Origin of the sequence: Pseudomonas sp. HN11 (assembly GCF_021390155.1) — a bacterium.
In the GTDB taxonomy this organism is placed as follows: domain Bacteria; phylum Pseudomonadota; class Gammaproteobacteria; order Pseudomonadales; family Pseudomonadaceae; genus Aquipseudomonas.
On record NZ_CP089985.1, the window covers coordinates 1,059,095 to 1,080,206 of the forward strand.

General features: G+C 60.3%; 20 protein-coding genes. 2 read left to right on the forward strand and 18 right to left on the reverse strand.

Going from position 1 to position 21,112, the window contains the following annotated elements; all coding sequences use genetic code 11:
- The first annotated feature begins 4 nt into the window (after positions 1 to 4).
- A complete protein-coding gene (locus tag LVW35_RS04795; RefSeq protein WP_233893973.1) occupies positions 5 to 868 on the forward strand; it encodes an efflux RND transporter periplasmic adaptor subunit in 864 nt (287 codons plus the stop codon).
- A gap of 6 nt (positions 869 to 874) precedes the next feature.
- Here the strand turns inward: LVW35_RS04795 and LVW35_RS04800 are convergent, their stop codons facing one another.
- The 5 genes from LVW35_RS04800 to LVW35_RS04820 form a co-directional block, all read right to left on the reverse strand.
- Entirely contained in the window at positions 875 to 1,333 is a 459-nt protein-coding gene (locus tag LVW35_RS04800) for a hypothetical protein (protein WP_233893974.1), read from the reverse strand.
- A complete protein-coding gene (locus tag LVW35_RS04805; RefSeq protein WP_233893975.1) occupies positions 1,323 to 1,709 on the reverse strand; it encodes a hypothetical protein in 387 nt (128 codons plus the stop codon). The genes LVW35_RS04800 and LVW35_RS04805 overlap by 11 nt, the downstream gene beginning before the upstream one ends.
- A gap of 69 nt (positions 1,710 to 1,778) precedes the next feature.
- The gene (locus LVW35_RS04810) at positions 1,779 to 2,249 is read right to left on the reverse strand and encodes a hypothetical protein (RefSeq protein ID WP_233893976.1); all 471 of its coding nucleotides are present in this window, start codon (positions 2,247 to 2,249) and stop codon (positions 1,779 to 1,781) included.
- A 105-nt stretch (positions 2,250 to 2,354) separates the two neighbouring features.
- Entirely contained in the window at positions 2,355 to 2,756 is a 402-nt protein-coding gene (locus LVW35_RS04815) for a DUF4440 domain-containing protein (protein ID WP_233893977.1), read from the reverse strand.
- A complete protein-coding gene (locus LVW35_RS04820) occupies positions 2,753 to 3,937 on the reverse strand; it encodes an MFS transporter (protein ID WP_233893978.1) in 1,185 nt (394 codons plus the stop codon). Before LVW35_RS04820 ends, LVW35_RS04815 begins: the two co-directional genes overlap by 4 nt.
- A gap of 111 nt (positions 3,938 to 4,048) precedes the next feature.
- On the opposite strand from LVW35_RS04820, the gene LVW35_RS04825 reads away from it, so the two are divergent.
- The gene (locus tag LVW35_RS04825; RefSeq protein ID WP_233893979.1) at positions 4,049 to 4,906 is read left to right on the forward strand and encodes a LysR family transcriptional regulator; all 858 of its coding nucleotides are present in this window, start codon (positions 4,049 to 4,051) and stop codon (positions 4,904 to 4,906) included.
- On the opposite strand, the gene LVW35_RS04830 is transcribed toward LVW35_RS04825, so the two are convergent.
- The 13 genes from LVW35_RS04830 to alg8 all read right to left on the reverse strand — a co-directional run bounded on the left by LVW35_RS04830 (position 4,903) and on the right by alg8 (position 21,112).
- A complete protein-coding gene (locus LVW35_RS04830) occupies positions 4,903 to 5,715 on the reverse strand; it encodes an SDR family oxidoreductase (protein ID WP_233893980.1) in 813 nt (270 codons plus the stop codon). The genes LVW35_RS04825 and LVW35_RS04830 overlap by 4 nt on opposite strands.
- Positions 5,716 to 5,729: 14 nt before the next feature.
- Positions 5,730 to 6,194, reverse strand: coding sequence for a multidrug transporter (locus LVW35_RS04835; RefSeq protein WP_233893981.1), 465 nt, complete (start codon positions 6,192 to 6,194; stop codon positions 5,730 to 5,732).
- Positions 6,195 to 6,338: 144 nt separating this feature from the next.
- Positions 6,339 to 7,790, reverse strand: coding sequence for a mannose-1-phosphate guanylyltransferase/mannose-6-phosphate isomerase (locus tag LVW35_RS04840; protein ID WP_233893982.1), 1,452 nt, complete (start codon positions 7,788 to 7,790; stop codon positions 6,339 to 6,341).
- Positions 7,791 to 7,896: 106 nt separating this feature from the next.
- Positions 7,897 to 8,553: an alginate O-acetyltransferase AlgF gene (locus tag LVW35_RS04845; protein ID WP_233893983.1), complete on the reverse strand. Its 657-nt coding sequence runs from the start codon at positions 8,551 to 8,553 to the stop codon at positions 7,897 to 7,899.
- Between the two features lie 16 nt (positions 8,554 to 8,569).
- Positions 8,570 to 9,739: an alginate O-acetyltransferase gene (locus LVW35_RS04850; protein ID WP_233893984.1), complete on the reverse strand. Its 1,170-nt coding sequence runs from the start codon at positions 9,737 to 9,739 to the stop codon at positions 8,570 to 8,572.
- An 11-nt stretch (positions 9,740 to 9,750) separates the two neighbouring features.
- The gene (locus tag LVW35_RS04855; RefSeq protein ID WP_233893986.1) at positions 9,751 to 11,283 is read right to left on the reverse strand and encodes an MBOAT family O-acyltransferase; all 1,533 of its coding nucleotides are present in this window, start codon (positions 11,281 to 11,283) and stop codon (positions 9,751 to 9,753) included.
- A gap of 88 nt (positions 11,284 to 11,371) precedes the next feature.
- Positions 11,372 to 12,481 (reverse strand): mannuronate-specific alginate lyase, encoded by a 1,110-nt coding sequence (locus LVW35_RS04860; protein WP_233893988.1) that lies wholly within the window; start codon positions 12,479 to 12,481, stop codon positions 11,372 to 11,374.
- Between the two features lie 8 nt (positions 12,482 to 12,489).
- A complete protein-coding gene (locus tag LVW35_RS04865; RefSeq protein ID WP_233896405.1) occupies positions 12,490 to 13,938 on the reverse strand; it encodes an alginate O-acetyltransferase in 1,449 nt (482 codons plus the stop codon).
- A gap of 11 nt (positions 13,939 to 13,949) precedes the next feature.
- A complete protein-coding gene (gene algG, locus LVW35_RS04870; RefSeq protein ID WP_233893990.1) occupies positions 13,950 to 15,539 on the reverse strand; it encodes a mannuronan 5-epimerase AlgG in 1,590 nt (529 codons plus the stop codon).
- Positions 15,539 to 17,026: an alginate export family protein gene (locus LVW35_RS04875; RefSeq protein WP_233893992.1), complete on the reverse strand. Its 1,488-nt coding sequence runs from the start codon at positions 17,024 to 17,026 to the stop codon at positions 15,539 to 15,541. The genes algG and LVW35_RS04875 overlap by 1 nt, the downstream gene beginning before the upstream one ends.
- Positions 17,023 to 18,423 carry an alginate biosynthesis TPR repeat lipoprotein AlgK gene (gene algK / locus LVW35_RS04880; protein WP_233893994.1) on the reverse strand — a complete coding sequence of 467 codons (1,401 nt, stop codon included), beginning with the start codon at positions 18,421 to 18,423 and terminating at the stop codon, positions 17,023 to 17,025. The genes LVW35_RS04875 and algK overlap by 4 nt, the downstream gene beginning before the upstream one ends.
- A 2-nt stretch (positions 18,424 to 18,425) precedes the next feature.
- On the reverse strand, positions 18,426 to 19,592 hold the full coding sequence (locus LVW35_RS04885) for an alginate biosynthesis protein Alg44 (RefSeq protein WP_233893996.1): 1,167 nt from the start codon (positions 19,590 to 19,592) through the stop codon (positions 18,426 to 18,428).
- Between the two features lie 38 nt (positions 19,593 to 19,630).
- A complete protein-coding gene (alg8, locus tag LVW35_RS04890) occupies positions 19,631 to 21,112 on the reverse strand; it encodes a mannuronan synthase (RefSeq protein ID WP_233893997.1) in 1,482 nt (493 codons plus the stop codon).

A 21,112-nucleotide genomic window follows, 5' to 3' on the forward strand; every position in this document is an offset into this window, starting at 1 on the left:
TCCGATGAAAAAGTTTTTCAGCCTGCTCGCGACCTTGCTGGTCCTGGCCTTGGCCATCTGGATTGGCCGCACGTTGTGGGTGCACTACATGGAAACCCCGTGGACCCGCGACGGCCGTGTGCGTGCCGACATCATCAACGTCGCCGCCGACGTCACCGGCGAAGTGGTCGATGTGCCGGTGCGTGATAACCAGTTGGTGAAAAAGGGCGACCTGCTGATGCAAATCGACCCCGAGCACTACCGCATTGCGGTCAAACAGGCGCAATCGCTGGTGGCGTCGCGCAAAGCCACCTGGGAAATGCGCAAGGTCAACGCCCATCGCCGTGCCGACCTTGATGCGCTGGTGATCTCCAAGGAAAACCGGGACGACGCCAGCAATATCGCCGACTCGGCACTCGCGGACTACCAACACGCGTTGGCGCAACTGGAAGCGGCCGAACTCAACCTTAAACGCACGCAAGTGGTGGCGGCGGTCGATGGTTATGTCACCAACCTGAATGTGCATCGCGGCGACTATGCCCGTATCGGCGAAGCCAAGATGGCCTTGGTGGATGTGAACTCGTTCTGGGTCTATGGCTTCTTTGAAGAGACCAAGCTTCCCCACGTCAAGGTCGGTGATAAAGCCGATATGCAATTGATGAGTGGCGAGACCTTGAAGGGGCATGTGGAAAGCATCTCGCGAGGTATCTACGACCGCGACAACCCCGAAAGCCGCGAACTGATTGCCGATGTGAACCCGACCTTCAACTGGGTGCGCCTGGCCCAGCGGGTGCCGGTACGGATTCATATCGATGAGGTACCGGAAGGGGTGTTGTTGGCGGCGGGGATTACCTGCACGGTGATCGTGCGGGAGTTATCTGCAGATTGAGGTCGGTTATTCCCAGAGCATTTTGGCTCTGACTTTGCGACGGCGTTTGACCCTCAACATACTGACGTATCGACGGTGGTTTCTTGTGTTGAGCATCAGCAGGCAAACCAGTGATTGAAACAACGGAAATACTGCAAACAGACTAATGGGATGATTCCCTAAGTAGCCAGTTGACAGTAACGCGTTCAATGTTGCGACGCCCACCAGTAGTGGAGGCCCTGAACGTAAGCCCGCCGCGACAAGGGCTGACCCGATGCACATTGCCAATATCAGTGAAAAGCACGCCGCTATCGCATATTCGCTGGGCAGGTAGTTGATTCGGGCGTAGTAGGACAGGCTATGTGACAGGTTGCCTGAACTGCTGGCCAAGATCATGGCCACCGCAGTCCCTACGGTGAAAGCAAAACGCCTGGTGTAACTGCTCAATGTTCCCTGTGCTGGCATCGGGCCGCTTTTAGTGCTCATGGCTGTCGAATTCCTCATAGAGGGCGATGACGAGGTGGTTGATGTTTCCTGATAGAACGCTGCCGGCTACAGCAAAAGCGCCGGCCAACTGATCGGCAATTTGAATGAGGATGTCCTGACGTAATTGGGCATTGCTGAAACGTTTGGGAAGTTTCCCGGCCAACTGCTTTAAGCGGATCATTTCACGAGGATGACGAGGGTTCTGTAGGCGCAGCACTTCGTTTGTCAGCTTTGCACGTTCCTGGCGGCTCATTCGCCTCAAAATGTCAGTCAGATTGCGGCCCGTTGTGCTTTTGACCATCATGACTGTCTTTATCGTGACAAATGTCGTGCTACCTGCGCCCACCAATGAGATGCCGTCCAGAGCTAAGGTCATTGTCTGATACCAACTCAGGCTGTCGTAATAATCGTTTTCTGCCGGGTTAGTGAGCTCTTTGTAGGTTCGTCATAAGCCATTGGCACATTGCACACCACTGGCAGCGGCGGCTGTGTAAGCAATATAGGAGATGGCCAGGCTGGAACCTGCACTGAGTGGAGCCGTCGCGATGCCTGCCTTTGCCACCACGATTCCAATCGCAGCTCCGCCGCAGGATAGAGCCATCCCCGACGCCTCCCGCCATAGCTGAGACTCATGCGGCGACACCGCCGCCAACTGCGCATGCTCCTGCGCAGTCATCACAGGCCCCGGCACCTCCCGCAAAATCACACGTTTGGGCCTGATGCTGCACAACGGCACAAACTCACGCAGCAACGTCACTTGATAGTCACTACCGATATGCACCACGCCGGCCCCGACGATGCCCGGGTCGGCGTCGATTGTTCGGTAGAGTTTGGGGAGGTTCAGCAGGCTGGTCAGCCTCTGGCGAGTGGTGGTGTGTGCTTGCGGCACACCACTTTGCAGAAAATCCCTAGGCATCCTTTCACCTGTGAGCCGACAGAGGTGAAAGAGCCTGGGGATTGATTCCTTTAAATGATGTCAGGCCGTTCGCTGTTTTTTGTAGGATCCGGCCTGATAGCTATGTCATTGCGCGATAAACGTTTCATGCAAATGGCGCCACAGCAGCGCGCCACTGGCCTGCTTCTCGAACACCACCGTGGCACGGCGGTCCGTCTGTGTACCGCTGTCATCGACCTGATGCTCGCGATAGGTCACCGTGGCGCCACGTGCATGGCGATCGATGCCGGCCATCTCGCTCAAGGTGATTTTCAATCCCGGGCGCATGCCGCCCAAGCGCGTGAACAGGGCATTGACTCCGGCCGCATTCACCCGTGCACCGGTCGCCGGGGCAACCATGCTGAATTCCGGGGAGAAGCGCGCGAGCAGGTTCTGCAAGGTGCCTTCGGGCGCAACGCCGGCAAACCATTGTTCGATCTCGACATGGGTCTGGATCACTTCGTCAAAAAAATCGCTGTAATCGATCATCGGTGAGGCTCGCTGGCAGGGTGAAGCAGTGCGCGTATTCGGGACGTATCCAGACGCAGCACCGCAAAAAGAGGCAGCAGGGTCAGGGCTGCCGCCATCGTGAAGGTTATAGCGAAGGAATCCAAGGCCGACAGTAATGTACTTAGCGCCGCTGCGCCCAGGCAGAAGCTCAGTTGTCGGTTGATGTTCCACAGGGCGCTGGCGTGGCCCATGCGTTCGGCGGGAATATCGAGAAAGGCCAGGGTCTGCGCGGTACTGCTGCACAGGCTGCCTCCCAACCCCATCAACAAATAGGCTGGAATGATTAGTGCAGGACCATTCAGCAACAGGATGCCCAGGCATTGCAGCAGCATGCCCGCCAACAACAATGGCTTCGGACCACAGCGGTTGAACAGTTTTTTGCTGAGCAAAATCGCCAGTGCCGACGCCAGTGCCCACGGCAGCATCAAGGCGCCGGTCTGTGTGGCGTCGTACCCGAGGCCGCGAAGATAGAGTATGGCGATGAGGCTGGTACCGATGAACACGCCGGGGATGCACAGGTAGATCAGCATCGCGGTGCGCAGCATTGGGCTGCGTATCTGTTGGAAAATACTGCCCACGTCCAGTGGCACACGACGGCTCGACGGCCTGTCAGGTTTTATCCACAGCACGGTCAGCAGCAGGGTCATCAACGCCAGTGGCAGATTGGCGTAGAAGATCCAGCGCCACGACACGTTGTCGACAATCAAACCACCCAGCGCCGGCGACAGCGCCGGTACCAGCAATGCCACCGACATCACTCGCGCTGTCAGTTGGCTGCGTTCAGCCGCCGGGAAATGCCGGTAAGCCATGGCCTGCCCGCCGGGAATCAGCAAGCCACCGCCCAGCCCTTGCAGGGCACGCCAGCCGATCAGTGTTTCAATCGAACTCGCCTGGCCCACCATCACCGACGCCCCGGCGAACAGCAACAGGCTTGCCGCGATCAGAGTTCGCTCCCCCATCACCGCAGCCAACCAGGCACTGAGCGGAATGATCACGGTCAGGCCGAGCAGGTAGGCGTTGCTGATCCATGCCAGTTGCGTGACCGAGGCATGCAGTTCGTGGGCGATATCCGGGTAGGCGACCGTGGCGACAAACATGTTCACCAGGTCCAGGGCAAAACCCAATAAAAAGATCCAGGCGACTTTCGAACGGTAGGTCATGAGTGCGATCCAGCGAGTGAAGCGGGCAGGGTAGGCGGGTCGTGCTGTTTGGGATACGTCGGTTTGCCTGTTACTTTGTCAAAAATATTTTGACAAAGGAGGGCGCCGCCGATGGTCAGCCTGGACCGATTCGACACCTTCAAGGCCGTGGTCGAGGCCGGCTCTCTCACCGCTGCCGCTGACCTGCTGGGCCAGACTCGCGCCGTGGTCAGCTTCAACCTCAAGCGTCTGGAAGCAGAACTGGGCGTCACTCTGCTGACCCGCAACACCCGTCAACTGGCGCTGACCGATGCCGGCGAGCGCTTCTACCTGCGCTGCACACGCATGCTCGAAGAGGCGCGATTGGCGGTGGAGGAGGCGCGCTCGGAGCATGCCCAACTCAAAGGCACGTTGCGCATCACTACCACCGTGGAATACGCATTGGCCGTGGTTGCCCCGGCGGTCGAAGCCTTCCGCCGCCTGCACCCGGACCTGGACATACACTTATCCACATCCTCCACTCACGCGGACCTGATCTCCGAGCGTTTCGACGTGGCGATTCGGTTGGGACGCTTGCTGGACTCCAATCACCGCGCGGTGCAGTTGTCGACTTTCGAGGTGTTCGCCGTGGCGGCACCACAGTTTGGAGGGGTTGATACGCTGGATGACTTGGAACAGTTGCCCAAGCTGGAACATAGCCGATTGACGGAGTTGAGCGTGACCGATCCACAAGCCGGCGAACATTCTTATCGCCCCGGCCATGCGTCGCTAGTCGCCGACAGCGCAGCCGTTCTCCAAGCCTTCGCCGTGCGTGGGCACGGTGTGGCGGTGTTGCCGCAATGGCTGGTGCAGGATGACCTGGACGCCGGACGATTAGTGCGCCTGTTGCCGGACCATCGCTTTGCCCCGCAAGGGATCTACGCGATGTATCCGGACACCCGACATTTGCCCCTGAAGGTGCGGGCGTTCATTGACTTTATGAAGGGTTAGAGCGAACCGGCCAGCCCGAAGCGTTTCTTCAACACCTTCTCCAGCAACCCTTTGGGCAACAACGCCGCCATCAACGGTAACGCGCGGCTCCCATTGCCCGAGCGCAGCAGGCGGGGCGGTTGTGGTTGTTGCACAGCTTTCAATACATCCGCCGCAAACACATTGGCTGGCGTCGGCTTGTCCTGGGAAGCCTGGCTGCGCGCACGGATTCCGTCGCGCAACGGCCACCATGGCGATTGTTCATTGATCAACAGTTCGGCCTGGGCGCCGGCGTTTTTCGCAAAACGGGTGTTGATGGCGCCGGGTTGCACTTCCATGACCTGCACGCCAAACGGCGCCAGTTCCATGCGCAGCGCGTCGCTCAAGGCATGCACGGCGGCTTTTGACGCGCAATAGGCCCCCGCAAACGGCGTTACCAGCACACCGGAAACACTGCCGATATTCACCACCAATCCCTTGCTGCGCCGCAGAGCCGGGAACAGCGCCTGGGTCACACCGACGATGGAAAACACATTGGTCTCGAATTGGCGTTGCATCGCCTCGGTGCCGCCGTCGAGCAACGGCCCCATGGCGCCATAACCGGCGTTGTTGAGCAGTACATCCAATTCGCCCAGTTGTTCGGCCAGCTGTTGCAAAGCGGCGCTGTCGTTGACGTCCAGTTCGACGGCATTAAAGCCGGCAGCGTCGAGGGCGGCGACGTCTTCCGGGCGGCGGGCGCTGGCCCACACCGTGTAGCCGGCGGCTTTGAATGCGTCCGCCAGGGCACGGCCGATGCCGCTGGAACAACCGGTGATCAGTACGTTGGGCATGGATCAATCCTTTGTCAGTCCGAAAAACTGCCTTGCAGGTGCTCGGCGCGAAATTCCAGGGTTTGCGGGCGGTAGCCGGGGCGCAGAGGCGGAGTGGGCAGGCAGTCGTCCCACGTGGCGCCGGCTTGCAACTCACCGGGCCCGCGATAGCGTGGGGCGGCATAGACGTTGTCCGCGAGGTTCACCGTATCGCCCGGTGCGTAGGCGGCGACGCGCCAACGCAGTTCGGTGAGCGGCACATCGTTGCCATTGTTCAGCGTCAGTTTGAGCGGTCGGTCGGTGGGGCATTCGTCGGCAGCATAGGTGATGCGCAGCTCCAGGCGGGCCAGTTGCGAGGCTTCCTGGCTGTCCAGCCACACCACCCAGATCGCGACGAAACCCAAGCCCACGGCGGCCGCGAGGGATACGGGCAGTGCCTTGGCGGGGTAGCGCAGCAACAGGATCAGCCAGGTGATGATCAGTAGAACGCCGAAAAACATGGAGACCACCTCAAGTAGGGAATGAGCATCCTAACTTAAGCGTAGGTGGGATTGATCACTACGGCCCCAAAGAAAAAGCCCCCGCCCAACCGGCTGCGGATAGGGGACGCAGTCGGCTGGACGGGGGCTTCTTGTACGACTGTTTTACTGCGCGATAGTTTTCACCGACACGCCGCGTTCAACCGGCGTCGAGCGACCGTAGATATCTTCAAAGCGCTCGATATCGTCTTCGCCCAAATAGCTGCCCGATTGCACTTCGATGATCTCCAACGGGATCTTGCCCGGGTTGCGCAGGCGGTGCACCGAGGCGATCGGAATATACGTGGACTGGTTCTCGGTGAGCAGGAACACGTTCTCGTCACAGGTCACTTCGGCGGTGCCGCTGACCACGATCCAGTGTTCGGCACGGTGGTGGTGCATCTGCAGCGACAGGCACGCGCCCGGCTTGACCGAGATGTGCTTGACCTGGAAACGCCCGCCCATGTCCACCGAGTCGTAGGAGCCCCACGGACGATAGACTTCGCAGTGGTTCTGGGTTTCGCTGCGGCCCTGGTCGTTCAGGGTGTTGACCATCTGCTTGACGCCCTGGACCTTGTCCTTGTGGGCAATCATCATCGCGTCCTTGGTTTCCACCACCACGATGTTGTCCAGGCCGATCACCGACACCAGTTTGCCGTTGCCATGAATCATGCAGTTGCGGCTGTCCTGGATGACCACGTCGCCTTTGCTCACGTTACCGTGGACATCTTTGTCGTTGACGGCCCACAGCGAGGCCCAGCAACCCACGTCGCTCCAACCGGCGCTCAACGGCACCACGCAGGCACGCTGGGTTTTTTCCATCACGGCATAGTCGATGGAGTTGTCCGGGCAGCAGGCGAAGGTGGCTTCGTCGAAGGACACGGTATCGGGGGTCTGTTCGCTGCGTTCAAGGGTCAGCAGGCAGGTGTCGTAGATGTCCGGGTCGTGCTTTTTCAGCTCTTCGAGGAAGCGGCTGGCACGGAACAGGAACATGCCGCTGTTCCAGAAATAACCGCCGCTTTTGACGAACTCGACGGCGCGTTTTTCATTGGGCTTTTCCACGAACTGCTCGACGCGGCTCACACCTTCCGGCAGCAGCGAATCGGCGGTGGACTTGATATAGCCATAACCGGTTTCCGGACGAGTCGCCGGTACGCCGAACAGCACCATCTCACCCCGTTCGGCCGCCACGGTGGCCAGGGCCAGGGCACGTTGCAGGGCTTTCTGGTCGTCGATCACGTGGTCGGCCGGCAGCACCAGCATCAGCTCGTCGCGGCCTTCGTTGACCAGCATCATCGCGGTGAGGGCCACGGCCGGCGCGGTGTTGCGACCGAACGGCTCCATCAGGATGCGCTGGCTTTCCAGCTTACGCGCGGCCAGTTGCTCGTTGACGATAAAGCGGTGGTCTTTGTTGCAGACCACGATCGGGGAGTCCATGCCTTCGAACACCAGGCGTTCCAGGGTTTGCTGGAACAACGTGTGCTCGCCGGTCAGGGCCAGGAATTGCTTAGGGAACTGTTTACGGGAAAGCGGCCAAAGACGTGAGCCACTACCACCGGAAAGGACTACTGGAATCATGGGGGTTTCTCCTTGAATCGATTTGGGTCAGAGCTACGAAGGTTTGTCGTTTCACTCTTGTTTTTGTCTCGGTCCGGGTTGGCCTCAACCAACCCGGAAAAATGGTTTAACGGGTCGATACGGGGCGTTTCACCCACACTGGCGACAGGCTCGAACCGGAACCGGTGACGTACAGTACCGCCGCTTCACCGCGCTCCAGGGCCACTGGCTTCACGTCGCCGACTTTTTTGTCACCGTCATACAGCGCCAGGCTGACCTTTACCGGGTTGATTTCGCGCTCGCCACGGCCTTTGGCAGCCACGGACTTGACCACGTCGGTCTTGCCGTCAGCTGTCTTCAGGGTCAGGGCCTTGTCGCTGAGGTTCTGCACGCGCACCAGGGATTTCTGCTTGTTCTTGAACGGTGGCTCTTCGATCAGTTGTGGCTGGCCGCTGCCGCTGTTGACCAGGGTGTAGTAGTGGTCCGGTGCGAGTTTGACCGGCACGGTCTGGCTGCCGACCTTGGCGCTGTAGTCACCACCGGGCATGAAGCTGAAATCGCTGCTGGCCAGTGGTGCGACCTCGCTCAGGTTGGTCGCGCCGACGGTGGCGCTGACTTCCTGGTTGCTGGCGTTGTAGATCCGCACGAAGCTTGAGCCTTTTGGCGCGGTTGGGCCGTAGAGGGCGGCGTCGCCACCGGCGAAGGCGGACATCGATACGAAGCTCAGGCCGGCCGCGATAGCCAGGGTTTTAGCGAGACGACGAGGAGTTGTAGTGAAAGTCATGTGAGTTACCTCTCTTTCAGTTTTGCGCCCGGTCGGGCGTCTCGGATTTAGTGTTGATAGCCATGTTCTGTTGGCGCGAACCGGCTTGTTTAAGCTGCGCAACCCAGGATGGGTCGGCATCACCGATTTCGTTGTTCACGGGCAGATAACGTTCAGGAAACTCCCAGATCAGCACCTGGGGCGGGCTGTTCTTGAAGTCATCGCTTTTCAGGTAGCTGAGCATCGGCAGGATCGGGCCGTGGCCGTCTTCGGCGTAGCTGACCACGTCGCTGCCCAGGGCTTGCTTGAGGGCACCGACGAAGTTCCAGTTGGGGTTGGCGCTGTAGCTGGTGCCCACCAGGGCCACTGGGGTTTCGCTGTCGCTGAACAGCGCGTCGTCGCCTTGGGTTTCGGCCAGGTGCGTCACGCGTTTTTCCAGCGGTTCTTTAGGCGGCATCAGGTTTTCGAACAGTGGGTCCAGCGGCAGGAACAGACGCAGGTCGCCTTTGTGCGGCTCGGTTTTTTCCGCCTCGGTGACGAAGCGTTGTGGCTCGCCACTCAGCGGGGTCTTGTCGGCGATGGTCTTGGCCAACTGTTTGGCGGCGATTTCAGCACCGTCCGGGGTCCAGTGAGTGTCGGTGCGCAGGAACACCTGTTTGCCGGCGAGTTTGGCCTGTTGCAGTGGGCCGAGCAGGTCGGGGGCAGGGATGTTGTCCGCTGCTACACGTGCGTGAAAGTCCTGATACAGGTTGGCGTGGATGCTGGCCGGTTTCACGTCACCCAGGTGTTCCGGGTAGAGGCGCACCTTGGCTGGCACGATTGCCATGACCAGTTGAATGCCTTGGGCCTTGAGCTTCTGGCGTACGCCTTCGACCAGCGCGTAATTGCCTTGCAGGTTCTGGTCTTCGTTGACGGCGGGGTTGAACTCCTCGTCGCTGTACAGCCAGTGATCACGGCCCAGCACCACGCCAGGACGGCCTTCATTGAACAGCTTGTAATCCAGCGCCGCCCACAGGTTGGTGCCGATGCGCTTGATCGGGAACTCGTCGTCGTAGTGGGTCTCGACGGCTTTGGTCCAGCGACCGTTGAGCACGGTCGCGTCGGCATTGGTGCTGAAACCGAAGAAACTGCGCAGCGACCAGGCGCCCAGGGCCAGCAGCAACACCAGGAACAGGCCGATATAGAGGACGCGTAATGAACGGGTCATGGTCGGCTCCCTCAGAATTGGAAGTAAAGGAACGGCGAGAAACTCTGCGCCGACAGTTTGAGAATCGACGCCACGAACAGCAGCAGCACCGCAGCGCGCATGGCGTAGCGTGGCCAGTCAGCGGTCCAGTAGGCCGGTTGTACGGCGGCATCTTTGCCCACGGTGAAACCGGGTTCGTGGATGCTGCCTGGGTTGTCGCCCGGCACAGCCTTGATCAGACTCGGGTCGGCCGGCTTGGTCTTCTCGGCAGGGCGATTGGTGTAGAAATCGCGCAGGCCAAAGAACGCCAGGGTTGCGTACGCCACCACCAGGGTTGCCACTTGCAGGCCGGTGAGGTTGGCGCGGTTGAGTTCCGATAGCGACCACTCGCCAAAGCTGAACATCGCACCGTACATACGGCCGGCAACGTGCAGGTTCTCGGCGCGGAAGATCACCCAACCCATCACCACCAGCAGGAAGGTGAAAGCCCAACGCACCGGGTTGAAGCTGCGCGGCGAAGTGTTGAGGCCGATGGCTTTTTCAATCGCCAGCCACATGCCGTGCCACGCACCCCACACGATGTAGGTGATGTTCGCACCGTGCCACAGGCCACCGAGCAGCATGGTCAGGAACAGGTTGCGATAGGTGGTCAGCGTGCCTTTACGGTTGCCGCCCAGGGTGATGTACAGGTAGTCACGCAGCCAGGTGGACAGGCTGATGTGCCAGCGCCGCCAGAACTCGGTGATCGACTGGCTGATGTACGGCTGCTTGAAGTTCTCCATGAAGCGGAAGCCCATCATCAAGCCCAGGCCGATGGCCATGTCGCTGTAGCCGGAGAAGTCGAAGTACAGCTGTGCGGTATAGGCCAGCGCGCCGAGCCAGGCATCGCCCGTCGTCGGATTTTGCAGGGCGAAGCAATGGTCGGCCACCACCGCCAGGGTGTCGGCGATGAAGACCTTCTTGATGAAACCCTGCATGAACCGCGTGCAGCCCTCGGAGAACTTGTCGAGGGTGTGGGTGCGGTTGTTGAACTGGTCGGCCAGGTCGCGAAAGCGCAACACCGGGCCGGCAATCAGGTGCGGGAAGATCGCCACGAACGCTGCGAAGTCGATCAGGTTGCGCGTTGCAGGGGTATCACCACGGTAGACGTCGATGATGTAGCTGATGGACTCGAAAATATAGAACGAGATACCGATCGGCAGCAGCACGTGGGTGAGGATGAACGGCTCCAGGCCGGCCGACTTCATCATCACGTTAATGCTGTCGACGCCGAAGTTGGCGTACTTGAAGTAGCCGAGGATGCACAGGTCAACCGCCACGCCCAGCAACAGCCAACGCTGGGCCGGCTTGGTGCGCACACCGGCCGCACCGACCTTGAGGCCGATCCAGTAATTCCACAGTGTCACGGCGGCGAACAGCGCCAGGAAGTCCACTCGCCACCAGGCGTAGAACACGTAGCTGGCAATCAGCAGCAGCAGATTGCGATAGCGTTGCCCGCTCAAGTAGTACAAGCCGAGAAAGATCGGCAAGAACAGAAACAGGAACACATTGGACGAGAAAACCATCCCGATCTCTCCATGTTTAACCAACAGTCAAGGGCCAGAGCCCCCCCAAACCCCCCCACGATTACGGGGGAGGTTGTATTGCGTTCAATCAGCTGCCTTTGTTGCCTTTTTCATGCGTCGGGTCGTAGACCTTGGTCAGGTCACCCCCCAGGCGGAACGTCTTGAACGGCTGCATCCCGTGCTTGCGCTCGAGCACATCCGGCGCGCAGGTGTAGAGGGTGCAGAAGGGTTCGAGCCAGGCGAATTTCATGTCCTGCTTCAAGTCCTTCATGTCCTGCTCTTTGCCGTTCTTCTGTTCGAAGATCTCCGGGTCTTTCACCCCGGCCAGCACTTTGTCGCCCAGGCGTTTGAGTGCGCTGTTGTTTTCCTGGCGCAGGTCCACACCGTTAACCAACGCAAAACTGGCGATCATCGACAGCGGCGGCAGGGCGTAGTTGTGGTACGACAAGGCCCGCTGCTGGCGCTTCAATTCGTTGGGCAGGAAGCCCTGGTCGTCGACTTGGTTCACGCCGACCTTGTATTCCTTGACGGCCCAATCAAACAGGTCGCGTCGATTGGTGGCGACAGACGTCGCCATCACCGACCAGGCGGCCCAGTAGGAGTGGTTGTTGGTTTTTTCCAGCGGCAGGTTGTCCCAGTCGCTTACCACCTGATCGGCCAGTTTGTTGAACCAGGCTTCGATCAGCTGCGACTCCTGCTGGTGGTTGGCCAGTGGGTGCGAGTCAGAGAACTTCAGGCGTACATAGGCCGAGGCCATGCTGCCCAACGCCCATTTGCGCATGGACTTGCCGGTGTGGTTGAAGTCCTTGGACATCAACGCATCCGCCTTGGCCCAGCTGGTCAGCCAGTTCAAGGTGCATTCGAGCTGTTCTGGACGACCGTCGCGCATAAACTGCATCACGCGTTTGCTGGTATCTTTTTCCAGCTTGGTGATGTCGGCGGTACTGTCACGAAAGGCTTTTTCGGATTGCACATTCAGCGTGGAACGCGCCTTGTCCGAGCCTTCGTACTTGCTGCGAAACTGCAGAGGGCCGGTGTACGGCGTCGGCATGGTGTCGCAGTTTTCCTTGAAGTCGCCGGTCTTGAACGCTTCGATCGGCGCGGTGTAGCCCTGTGGCGGACGCAGTGGCGCTGCGGCGTTGACTGAACCGGCGAAGATCGCCAGGCCCAGCAACGATGGAATCAATAACTTCTGCATAGGTAACCTCATTGCCCAGTTGAAGCGGTCTGCTGACCGCCGGCTGGGAATACGTTGCGTGTGCAAATTTTCGCTTCGACTTTCTGCGTGGCAGCGCCTGCTTCGGGCCCCTGTACTTCCACGGCCAGCAAGTTCTGCGAGGCCCAGTCTTCATCGGTGCGCAGTTCAAAGGCGAAACGCCCGTCTGTATCGGATGTTTCGGGTTTTTCGATCTTGATGTCCTCGTGGCGACCGTTCATGTACCAGAGGGTGGCTTGCAGGGTTTTCACCGACGGGTCGGCGAAGCGGATATCAACCTGGTGATTGGCATTACGCAGGTCTTTGTTCGAACTGTTCACCAGCAATTCGTTCTTGCCGGGTTTCAAAGAAGTGCTGGCCGTCATCTGCGCGGTCTTGCCTTCGCAGCCGTTGTCCAGCAGCGCCATCATTTGGCGGTAGATGGTTTCCTGGTCGAGGCGGTACAGCGGCGAGAACTCCCAGATCAGGATCTTCGGCGGGTTTTTCTGGAATTCTTCGCTGCCCAGATACTGGATCATCGACCCTTCCAAGCCACCACCGGGGAAGGCGACGTTGAGGATGTCGGCACCGATCTCTTCTTGCAGGAAGCCGGCGAAGTTGTAGTTCTTGCCGCTGTGGCTGGTGCCCACCAACGTGATCTGTGGGTCGCCGGAGTCGCCGAACAGGTCGCCGTCGCCCGCTTCGCCCTTGGGCTCGGTGGTGAACTGATCCATGTACTGGATCGCATAGCTGGTGCCGCACAGTTGCCCGGCCATATTGTGCAGGGTGCCGGTCTTGCCCATGCGCCCGGAGCGCTTGGTTTCGAATTCGCGCTTTGGAATATCCGCGAATTCAGGCATTGCACGCACTTTGGCGCCGACGATTTTCGCGGTGCGCTGGGCGCCATATGGGGTCCAGTGTTGGTCACCACGGAAGTAGAAATCGTGAGCCGGCAGCTCATCCGGCAGTTGTTCGTTGGTCAGCGGCGACAGGTCCGGCACCACATAGCCCATCTTGGCGAAACGGCCGAGCATGGTCTTGTAGTTGCCCAGCGCCTTGTCGAAATCGAACTTGGCTTTTTCCTCGGGATTGAGCTTGTTGCGGTTCACCAGGCCGCGAGTCGGCTGGTAGACGATCACCAGTTCCACGCCTTTGGCCTTGAACGCATCGTGCAACTGTTGCATGCGCTTGTAGCCGGATGGCGTGGTGTCGAACTCGGTACGCAGGTCTTCCTGGGTACGGAACAGCCAGTCTCCTTGGGCTTGCACCAGGGTGGTGAAGTTCTGCTGGTAGCGTGTGGTGTAGTTCTTTGCATCGTGGGCGGCCGGGCACAGGCTGCAGCACGGTTCGGCGGTGAAGGTCGGCGCCTTGATTTCGTCGGCGCGTACGCCCTGGCTGGCCGCGAGCAGGCCGAGGGTCAGACCCGAGAGGCTCAACAGTTTGATCATGTGTGGGTGCATAAGGGTCATCCTCAGTCCTGCAATTCGGTCTGGCGTTCGACAGGGTCGATCAGCACGGCTTTCTGCTGGCGCACCAGCAGGTCGAGAATCTCTTCCTGGCGATCGCCCAGCACGCCGTTGAAGCTGATGCCGCTGGATTTGGTCGGCGCCAGCATCGACACGCGGTACAGCTCCACGCTCAACGGCGAGTCGATAGACAGCGGCCCGCTGCCGTTACCCGCCAGTTCACCGCCGACCACGATCAGCGAGACCTTGGCGTCGAACGGGTCGAGGGCAATGTCACGGTCGGTGTCGGTCAAATCCTTGATGTGGCCGTATAGACCGGTCAGGCCGTTGGCCATCGAGGTGTTCTCGTACAACTTGATGTTCACGCTGTTACGCACGCGGATACCGTGGCGACGGTTGGCGATCACCTTGTTGCCCCACAACAGGTTGTCGCCGCTCTCATAGAGCGTGATGCCGTCGGTGTGGTTACGGTAGAACTCGTTGTCGGCCACGATGTTGTTGACGCTGTTACGGTCGAGCACCAGGCCCGAGAGCTTGTTGTCGTAGCTGCGGTTGTTGAAGATGAAGCTGTCGTTCACCTCCCGGGAAATGATGATGCCGTGCTTCTTCTTGGTGCCGTAGACGGTGTTGTCCGCGATGATCAGGCCATGGGAACGGTCATGGGGGTCAATGCCGTAGACGATGTTGTCTTTGTAGGTATTGCCCTTGATCACGAAATTCGTGGTCTCGTAACAGTAGAAGCCGTACCACATGTCCGAGAACTCGGAATCGATGATCCAGCCGGTCGGCTCGGGACGCTTGAGCACCTTGGCCATGTTCGGCGTGTACTGGGAAATACTCACCCCGTACGACTTACTGTTGGCGTAGCCGAAGCTGGCCATCTTGGTCTTGGAGATGTAGGTCTCGGTGCCACCCCAGGCCAGCAGAAACGGCCGGAATTCCTTGGGCGACTTGAACAGCGCCGGGCCGTTGGCCTTTTCGCTCCAGCCGGTGACCTTGGTGTCACGCACGAACAGCTGGCCGTCGTTGATCAGGAACGAACCGGCTTCCTGGGACAGGCGCAGCTCTTGGGTTTTCTTGTCGATTTCCAGGATGCCCTTGCGGCCGACCACGATCGGCAGCTTGGCGAGGAACACGCCCGGCGAGGTTTCGCTCAGGTACTGCTTGGGCACCTTGCCCAGCAGGTCCTTGAGGTTCATGTAGCCGTCGTCGACAAAGATCGCCTGGGGAATGCCGTGCTGGCGTACCACCCATTCAGCCATCTTGTTGTCACCGCCGATGAAGTCCTTGAGGGCGTCTTCCTGCATCATGCGGCGGATGCTGATCTTGCCCGGCTTGCTTCTGACAATCTTCTTTTCCATCGCCGCATCGGTGTAGCCCGACAGATCCGGCAGGGGCGGCTTGGCCATTTCCAGCGGCGCGGTCGGCGGGCTGGAGATGGTGTAGGTCTTGGCCTGTTGCAGCTCTTTGGCGATGGTCGGCGCTTTAGCCTGCGGCGCGACATCGGCCATGGCAGCGCCGCTGGCCAGCAGCATCGCTGCCGCCAACATGGCCGAGCCTTTGAGGGCGTGAGGGTTCATTGCGCAGGCTCCCATCAGAACTTCCAGATCACGTCGACAAAGGCGCGATGCATGTACGAATCGACCTGGCTGCCATAGGCGTCACCCGGCTTGAACACACCGGCACGCAAGCGCACCAGGGCCGAGGGTTCGTCGATCGACTGGCTCAGCGCAGCCGGCAATAGGCCGGTCTTGAAGTACTTGGTGACCACCAGGTCCATCTCCTGGCCCAGGTCTTTCTTGCCGTCTTCGAGCGGCAGGGAAGTGCTGGACAGGATCGCGCCGGTCACGTCGTCGGTGTTGTTCTGCACGGCATCGATGCCGTTGCTGCCGACTGGCTTGTTGCCGTCGACACGCCAGAACTTGTGGTACACCAGGCTGGCGTCGTAGTCCTCACGCAGTTGCCAGGAACCGAACAGGCTCATGGACTGCATGTTGTTCATCTCGCCACGGAAAGCTTCGCCGAAGCGGTGCACGCGGGACTGGGTGCCGGTCCAGTTCGAACGGTTGCTCTGCAGGCCGTTCTGTTCGTACTCGGCGCTGGCGCGGGAGTAGGCCGCACCGACTTGCCACTGCGGGTCGAGACGCAGGCGGATACCCAGGTCGGTGGCCCAGCCGCTCACGTCATCACTGCGCTTGGCGTTGGTTGGGCGGGTGCCGTCGGCGTTCAGGGCGTTGACCGAATCACGGTCGCCACGCATGCCGGTGATGCTGGCCCAGTAGTTGACGGTGTTGGTGTTGCGCCAGTTGTAGGCGTCACTGTTGGCTTCGATGCCAAGCCAGCTCAGGTCGCCGTTTTCGCGCTTATCCAACGAGTCGGTCGGCACACCGGGTTCCGGGTAGTCGAGCTTGCCGTTGTCATGGGTGTGGTGACCGCGCAGGCCGATCCACTGGCCGGGCGTCCACTGATAGGCGGCGTCGGCGTACAGGTGCTGACGGTCCTTGTCCTTGGGCGACAGTTCCTTGAGGTCGGTGCGGTACTCGCTGAAACGTTCGGCGACGCCGACATTGGCCTTGAGCAGGGTGGTGTCGAAGGTCCAGTTCAGCGCTTCGATGTTGGTGTCGCGCCATTGGCCGTCGTCGTTGCGCAGGCGTTGGCGGCCCAACTTGAGGATCTCGCCAGGGTAGGGCGTGAAGCCGCTGTAGCCGACCCAGAATTCACGCATGGCCAGGTAGTTTTTCTTGGCTTTGCGGTCGTTGTTGGTGGTCTGCTGGTTTTCGTCATCTGCCGACTGTTGCAGAGTGTCGGTCTCGATGATGTCGCTGGACACTACGGCCTGGCCCATGGCGTAAGCGCTCCACGCGCCGCTTTCACCATAGATCCACGGGCGCAGGTCGAGGCCGATGCCGTTGACGTCGCCGCCTTTCTGCGTGCCGAGATCGCGGTCATCTTCGGACTGCGCGGTGGCTTTGACTTCCAGGCCGAAATTCTTGGCTTCGGTCAGCGCGGCCAGGGTCGGGCAAGACCACAGCAAGGCGAAAGTCAGGCCGATGCCGGCCTTGACGAATGGATTGAGCTTCATAGGGATTCCTCGCCGTCTTCTTCTTCCAGGGCGTGCAGTTGCAGCGTGCTCTGGGCCAGGGTGCCGCGGGCGGCCAGTTCCTGTTGCACCAGGCGTTGACCTTGAGCGCGTTGCTCAGGCGTCAGCGGTGCTTCGAGCTGCGTGGCCAAGTCATTGGCCTCTGGCGTGTCCTGGGCTTTAGCCAACTGGCTGAAGACATAGGCATTCAATGGGTCGGGCTTGGTGCCCTTGCCTTGGGAAAACAATTGGGCGATGGCGAAATCGGCACTGTTCTGGCCGTTGCGCGCAGCGGTCAGCAAGTGGTCCAGGGCTTTTTGCGGGTAGACCTTGCCCAGGTAGCCACGGCGGTAGATCTGGCCGAGGTAGTAATCGGCGGCCACTTCCTTGCCCACGGCTTTTTCGAAGTGCGCTTCGGCGGCCTTGGCGTCAGCCGGCACCCACTTGCCTTCGTAGTAGAGCTTGCCCAGCAACAACTCGGCGCGCGGTTGGTCGGCGGCACGGCCGTTGTCCAGGTACTTCATCATCTGGTCGACGTCGCCGAGTTCCGGAAAGTCGTAGAGCAGTTGCGCCAGGCTGACCCACGAAGCCGGGTAGCCAGGGGCGATTTTTTCCAGCAGGGCCTGGGCGGTTTTTTCGTCAGTCTTGCCCAGCGATGCATCACCCAATACTCGGGCTACGCTGTCGACGCGCTGCGCAGTGACGGTGCCACGGCTGTAGCCGGCTTCCATCTGCTTGAGCAACTCGGCCTGTTTTTCCGGCTCGGCTTTTTTCTGGTAGACCGTGGCCAGCTCGACGTAGCAGATATCGGTGGTGTTCAGCGCGGCTTTACAGATGCGCTCCACATCATCCAGATGCTGGTCGTAGGTGTCCTGGGTGCGGTACAGCAGCACCTGGGCCAGGCCGGCCTCCGGGTAACCGGCGGCCTGCCATTTGCTGATCTGCTGCTGGGCATTCACATTCGGGAAGCTGTGCGGGTATTGCAGGTACAGCATCGCCAGCGGGATCAGGGTGTTGCCTTCGCCATTGGCAAAGGCTTTTTTCAGCAGGCCTTCGGCTTCATGGTGTTCGGCTTCGGTGCTGCCAGGCTTGGCCACCAGGAGGCGACCGAGACGGGCCTGGGCGCGGGGCGAGGTGTCCGCCGCCGCACGGTAGGTGGCTTCGGCCTGCTTGATTTGCGCCGGATCGCGGGTGCCTACCTGGATATCTGCCAGGCCCACTTGGGCCTCGCTGTAGCCCAGGTCTGCCAGTTGCTGGTAATTCTGCTGCGCGGTGACGGTGTCGCCACGCTTGAGCGCTTCATTGGCCAGGCGTTGGTCGGGCAGGCCGGCGCAACCGGCGCAACCGGCGAGGGCGATGGCCAGCGCCAGGGGCACCGGCAGGTTTCGAAGGGCGCTCATGATTAAAGACCCGCAGCCATGGCTTTATCGATCAGCCAGTTCAGCGATGGGCCACGGTCGCTGGTGACTTCCACCGGGCGCCCGGCGTAAGTGCTGTCCAGCGGTGCGTCAGGTTTGATCTGCACGCGGATGTCGGAGGACAGGTCGGCGCTGTTCAGGCTGGTGCTGCTGACGATGATGCCGGTGCGAACTTGTTCTTCGTCGGCCACCTGGAAGCTCACTGGCGTACCTGGGCGAACGTCGCCGAACTGGCGATAGGTGAAGCGTGCTTCAACGTTGGCCGGGGCGCCGCGGGGTACCAGTTGGAAGATCACGTCGCCCTTGCTGGCGTACTGACCGTCGGCAACCATTTGCTGGGCAACGATGCAGTCGCAAGGCGAGGTCAGGGTGCCGGTCATTTGCTTGCCGAACAGCTCCTCGACCTTGGCCGGTTGCAGTTGGTCTTCGTCCAGATGGCCTTTGAGCACATCCAGCATGCTGGTGCTGAACGTCGCCAGTGGCGCGCCTTTGGCGGCGATACCGTCACCTTTGAGCAGGCTTTGCACCGTACCGTCGCGCGGCATGGTCACGTTCATGCCTGGCACGCTGACGAGCCCTGCCTGGGCGTGGCTGACGAAGTACATGCCGTACACCGACTTGAAGACAAAACCGAATGCCGCGAGGCCGACCAGGAAGATCGCCAGGCTGAACGTCACGGCGCGCAGTCGGCCGAAGGCGCTCATGTTGCTGCCGCTGTCCTTGACCTTGCGCGCTTTGGTGAAGTTGTCGCGTTGCAGGGTCGCCAGCACGTCGCCCATGGTCACGATGTCACCGGACAAGTGCGAGGTGATCAGGTGGCGCAGAGTGGAAATATCCTGGGCGTCGAGGTTCTGGAACTGGCAACCGGTGCGGCCGGTCTGGCGGTCATAGGAGCGGATCTGCAGCTCTACGTCCATGGCCAGGCCGAGGTTATCGATCACGAATTGCAGACGGCCCTTGTGCACTTCGCCGACGGTCAGCGGCTGGGTGGCGGTGAACGCCAGGCCACCGGCGGAGAGGTCGATCACCCGTGCTTCGGTCTGCGTGCGGTCGGTATTGAAGAAGCGCAGCTTGGCCGGGATTTTGACCCGGGCATGTTGGCGCTGGGCTTCGGATTCGTGGACTACGTTGGCGTTTACTTGGCTGTTCATCAGGGCAATTTCCTAGAGTTAATTCAGGCTTGGCAGGGTCAGACCATCATCAGCAACACGGCGACGAAAATGCTGCCGGCGGAGAAGGTCATGGTCCGAGACGACCAGGTGTTGAACCAACGTTGAAAGCTGGCCAAATCGCGGGTCAGTTTGGTGTCCTGGCGGGTCCAGGACTGTTGATCAAGGCGGAAGAACACATAGATCTTCACCAGCGCGCCCATGATCTGGTTGTAATAGAGGATCATCGGGTAGGCCGGGCCGATCTTGTGGCCGGAGCACGACAGCAGCAGGGTCAGAATCAGGCGGGTGATGCCGATCCACAGCAGGTACGCGAGGATGAACGCGCCGCCGTACTTGAAGGTGGCGATGATCGCCACGGTCAGGCCGAGCAGGGAAGTCCACATCGACACGCGCTGGTCGAACAACACAATGCTGGTGAACAAGCCCAACCGGCGCACACCCAGGCCCAGGGCGCGGGAGTTCTGGCGCAGGTTGTTGCCGTACCAGCGGAACATCAGTTTACGGCTGGCCTTGATAAAGCTCTTTTCCGGCGGGTGTTCCACGGTGTGGATCGCCGCGTCCGGCACGTAAAAGGTGTCGTAACCCAGGCGCATCAGGCTGAACCAACTGGACTTGTCATCACCGGTAAGGAACTTGAAGCGACCCAGGCGCCAGTGTTGCAGCGAGTCACTTTCCACGTCGGCGATAAAGCCCGGGTCGGTCACCACGTTGGCACGGAACACCGACATACGACCGGTCATGGTCAGTACGCGTTTGGACAGGGCCATGGAGCACATGTTGATGTGGCGTTGGGCGAAGCGCAGTTTGTGCCATTCGCTCATGATGTAGCCGCCGCGCACTTCGCAGAATTCGTTGGTGGTCAAGCCGCCTACATTGTCGAACAGTTGGAACCACGGCACGGTCTTGCGCACGACGCCTTCGGCGAGCACGGTGTCGCCGTCGATCACGGCCACCACGGCGCGTTCATCTGGCAGGTGGCGGGAGATGGCGCGGAAACCGAAGGCCAGGCCGTCGCGCTTGCCAGTACCGGCAATACGCACGAAGTCGAGCTTCACGTGTTCCGGCGGGTTCATGCGTTCCCACAGGCTTTTCACCAGCAGCTCATCGGACATTTCCACCAGCGAGCAGACCACGGTAGTGGGAAAGCCGCATTCGATGGCTTCACGGATCACCGAGCTGTAGACCTGCGCGGTGGTCAGCGCATCGATACGGAAACTGGTGACCATCAGGAACACATGGGACGGGTCGGCCGCTTTGCCCAGCTTGCGCACTTTGCGGCGCAGGTGCGGGTAGACCACGTACAGGAACAGCATGCCGCGAAAGAAATGCGTAGCACCCATCGAGTAGCGCCAGATACCGACGGCGCCAATCAGGAAAATAAAATTCTTCGACTCGGAGTCGAACGTACTCGCCGGCAGCAGCGTGGCGAGTCCCATCAGCAGGCTGAGAAAGAACAGCCAGCCGGCGGATTGCATCAGTACATGTTTTAACTTGGACAT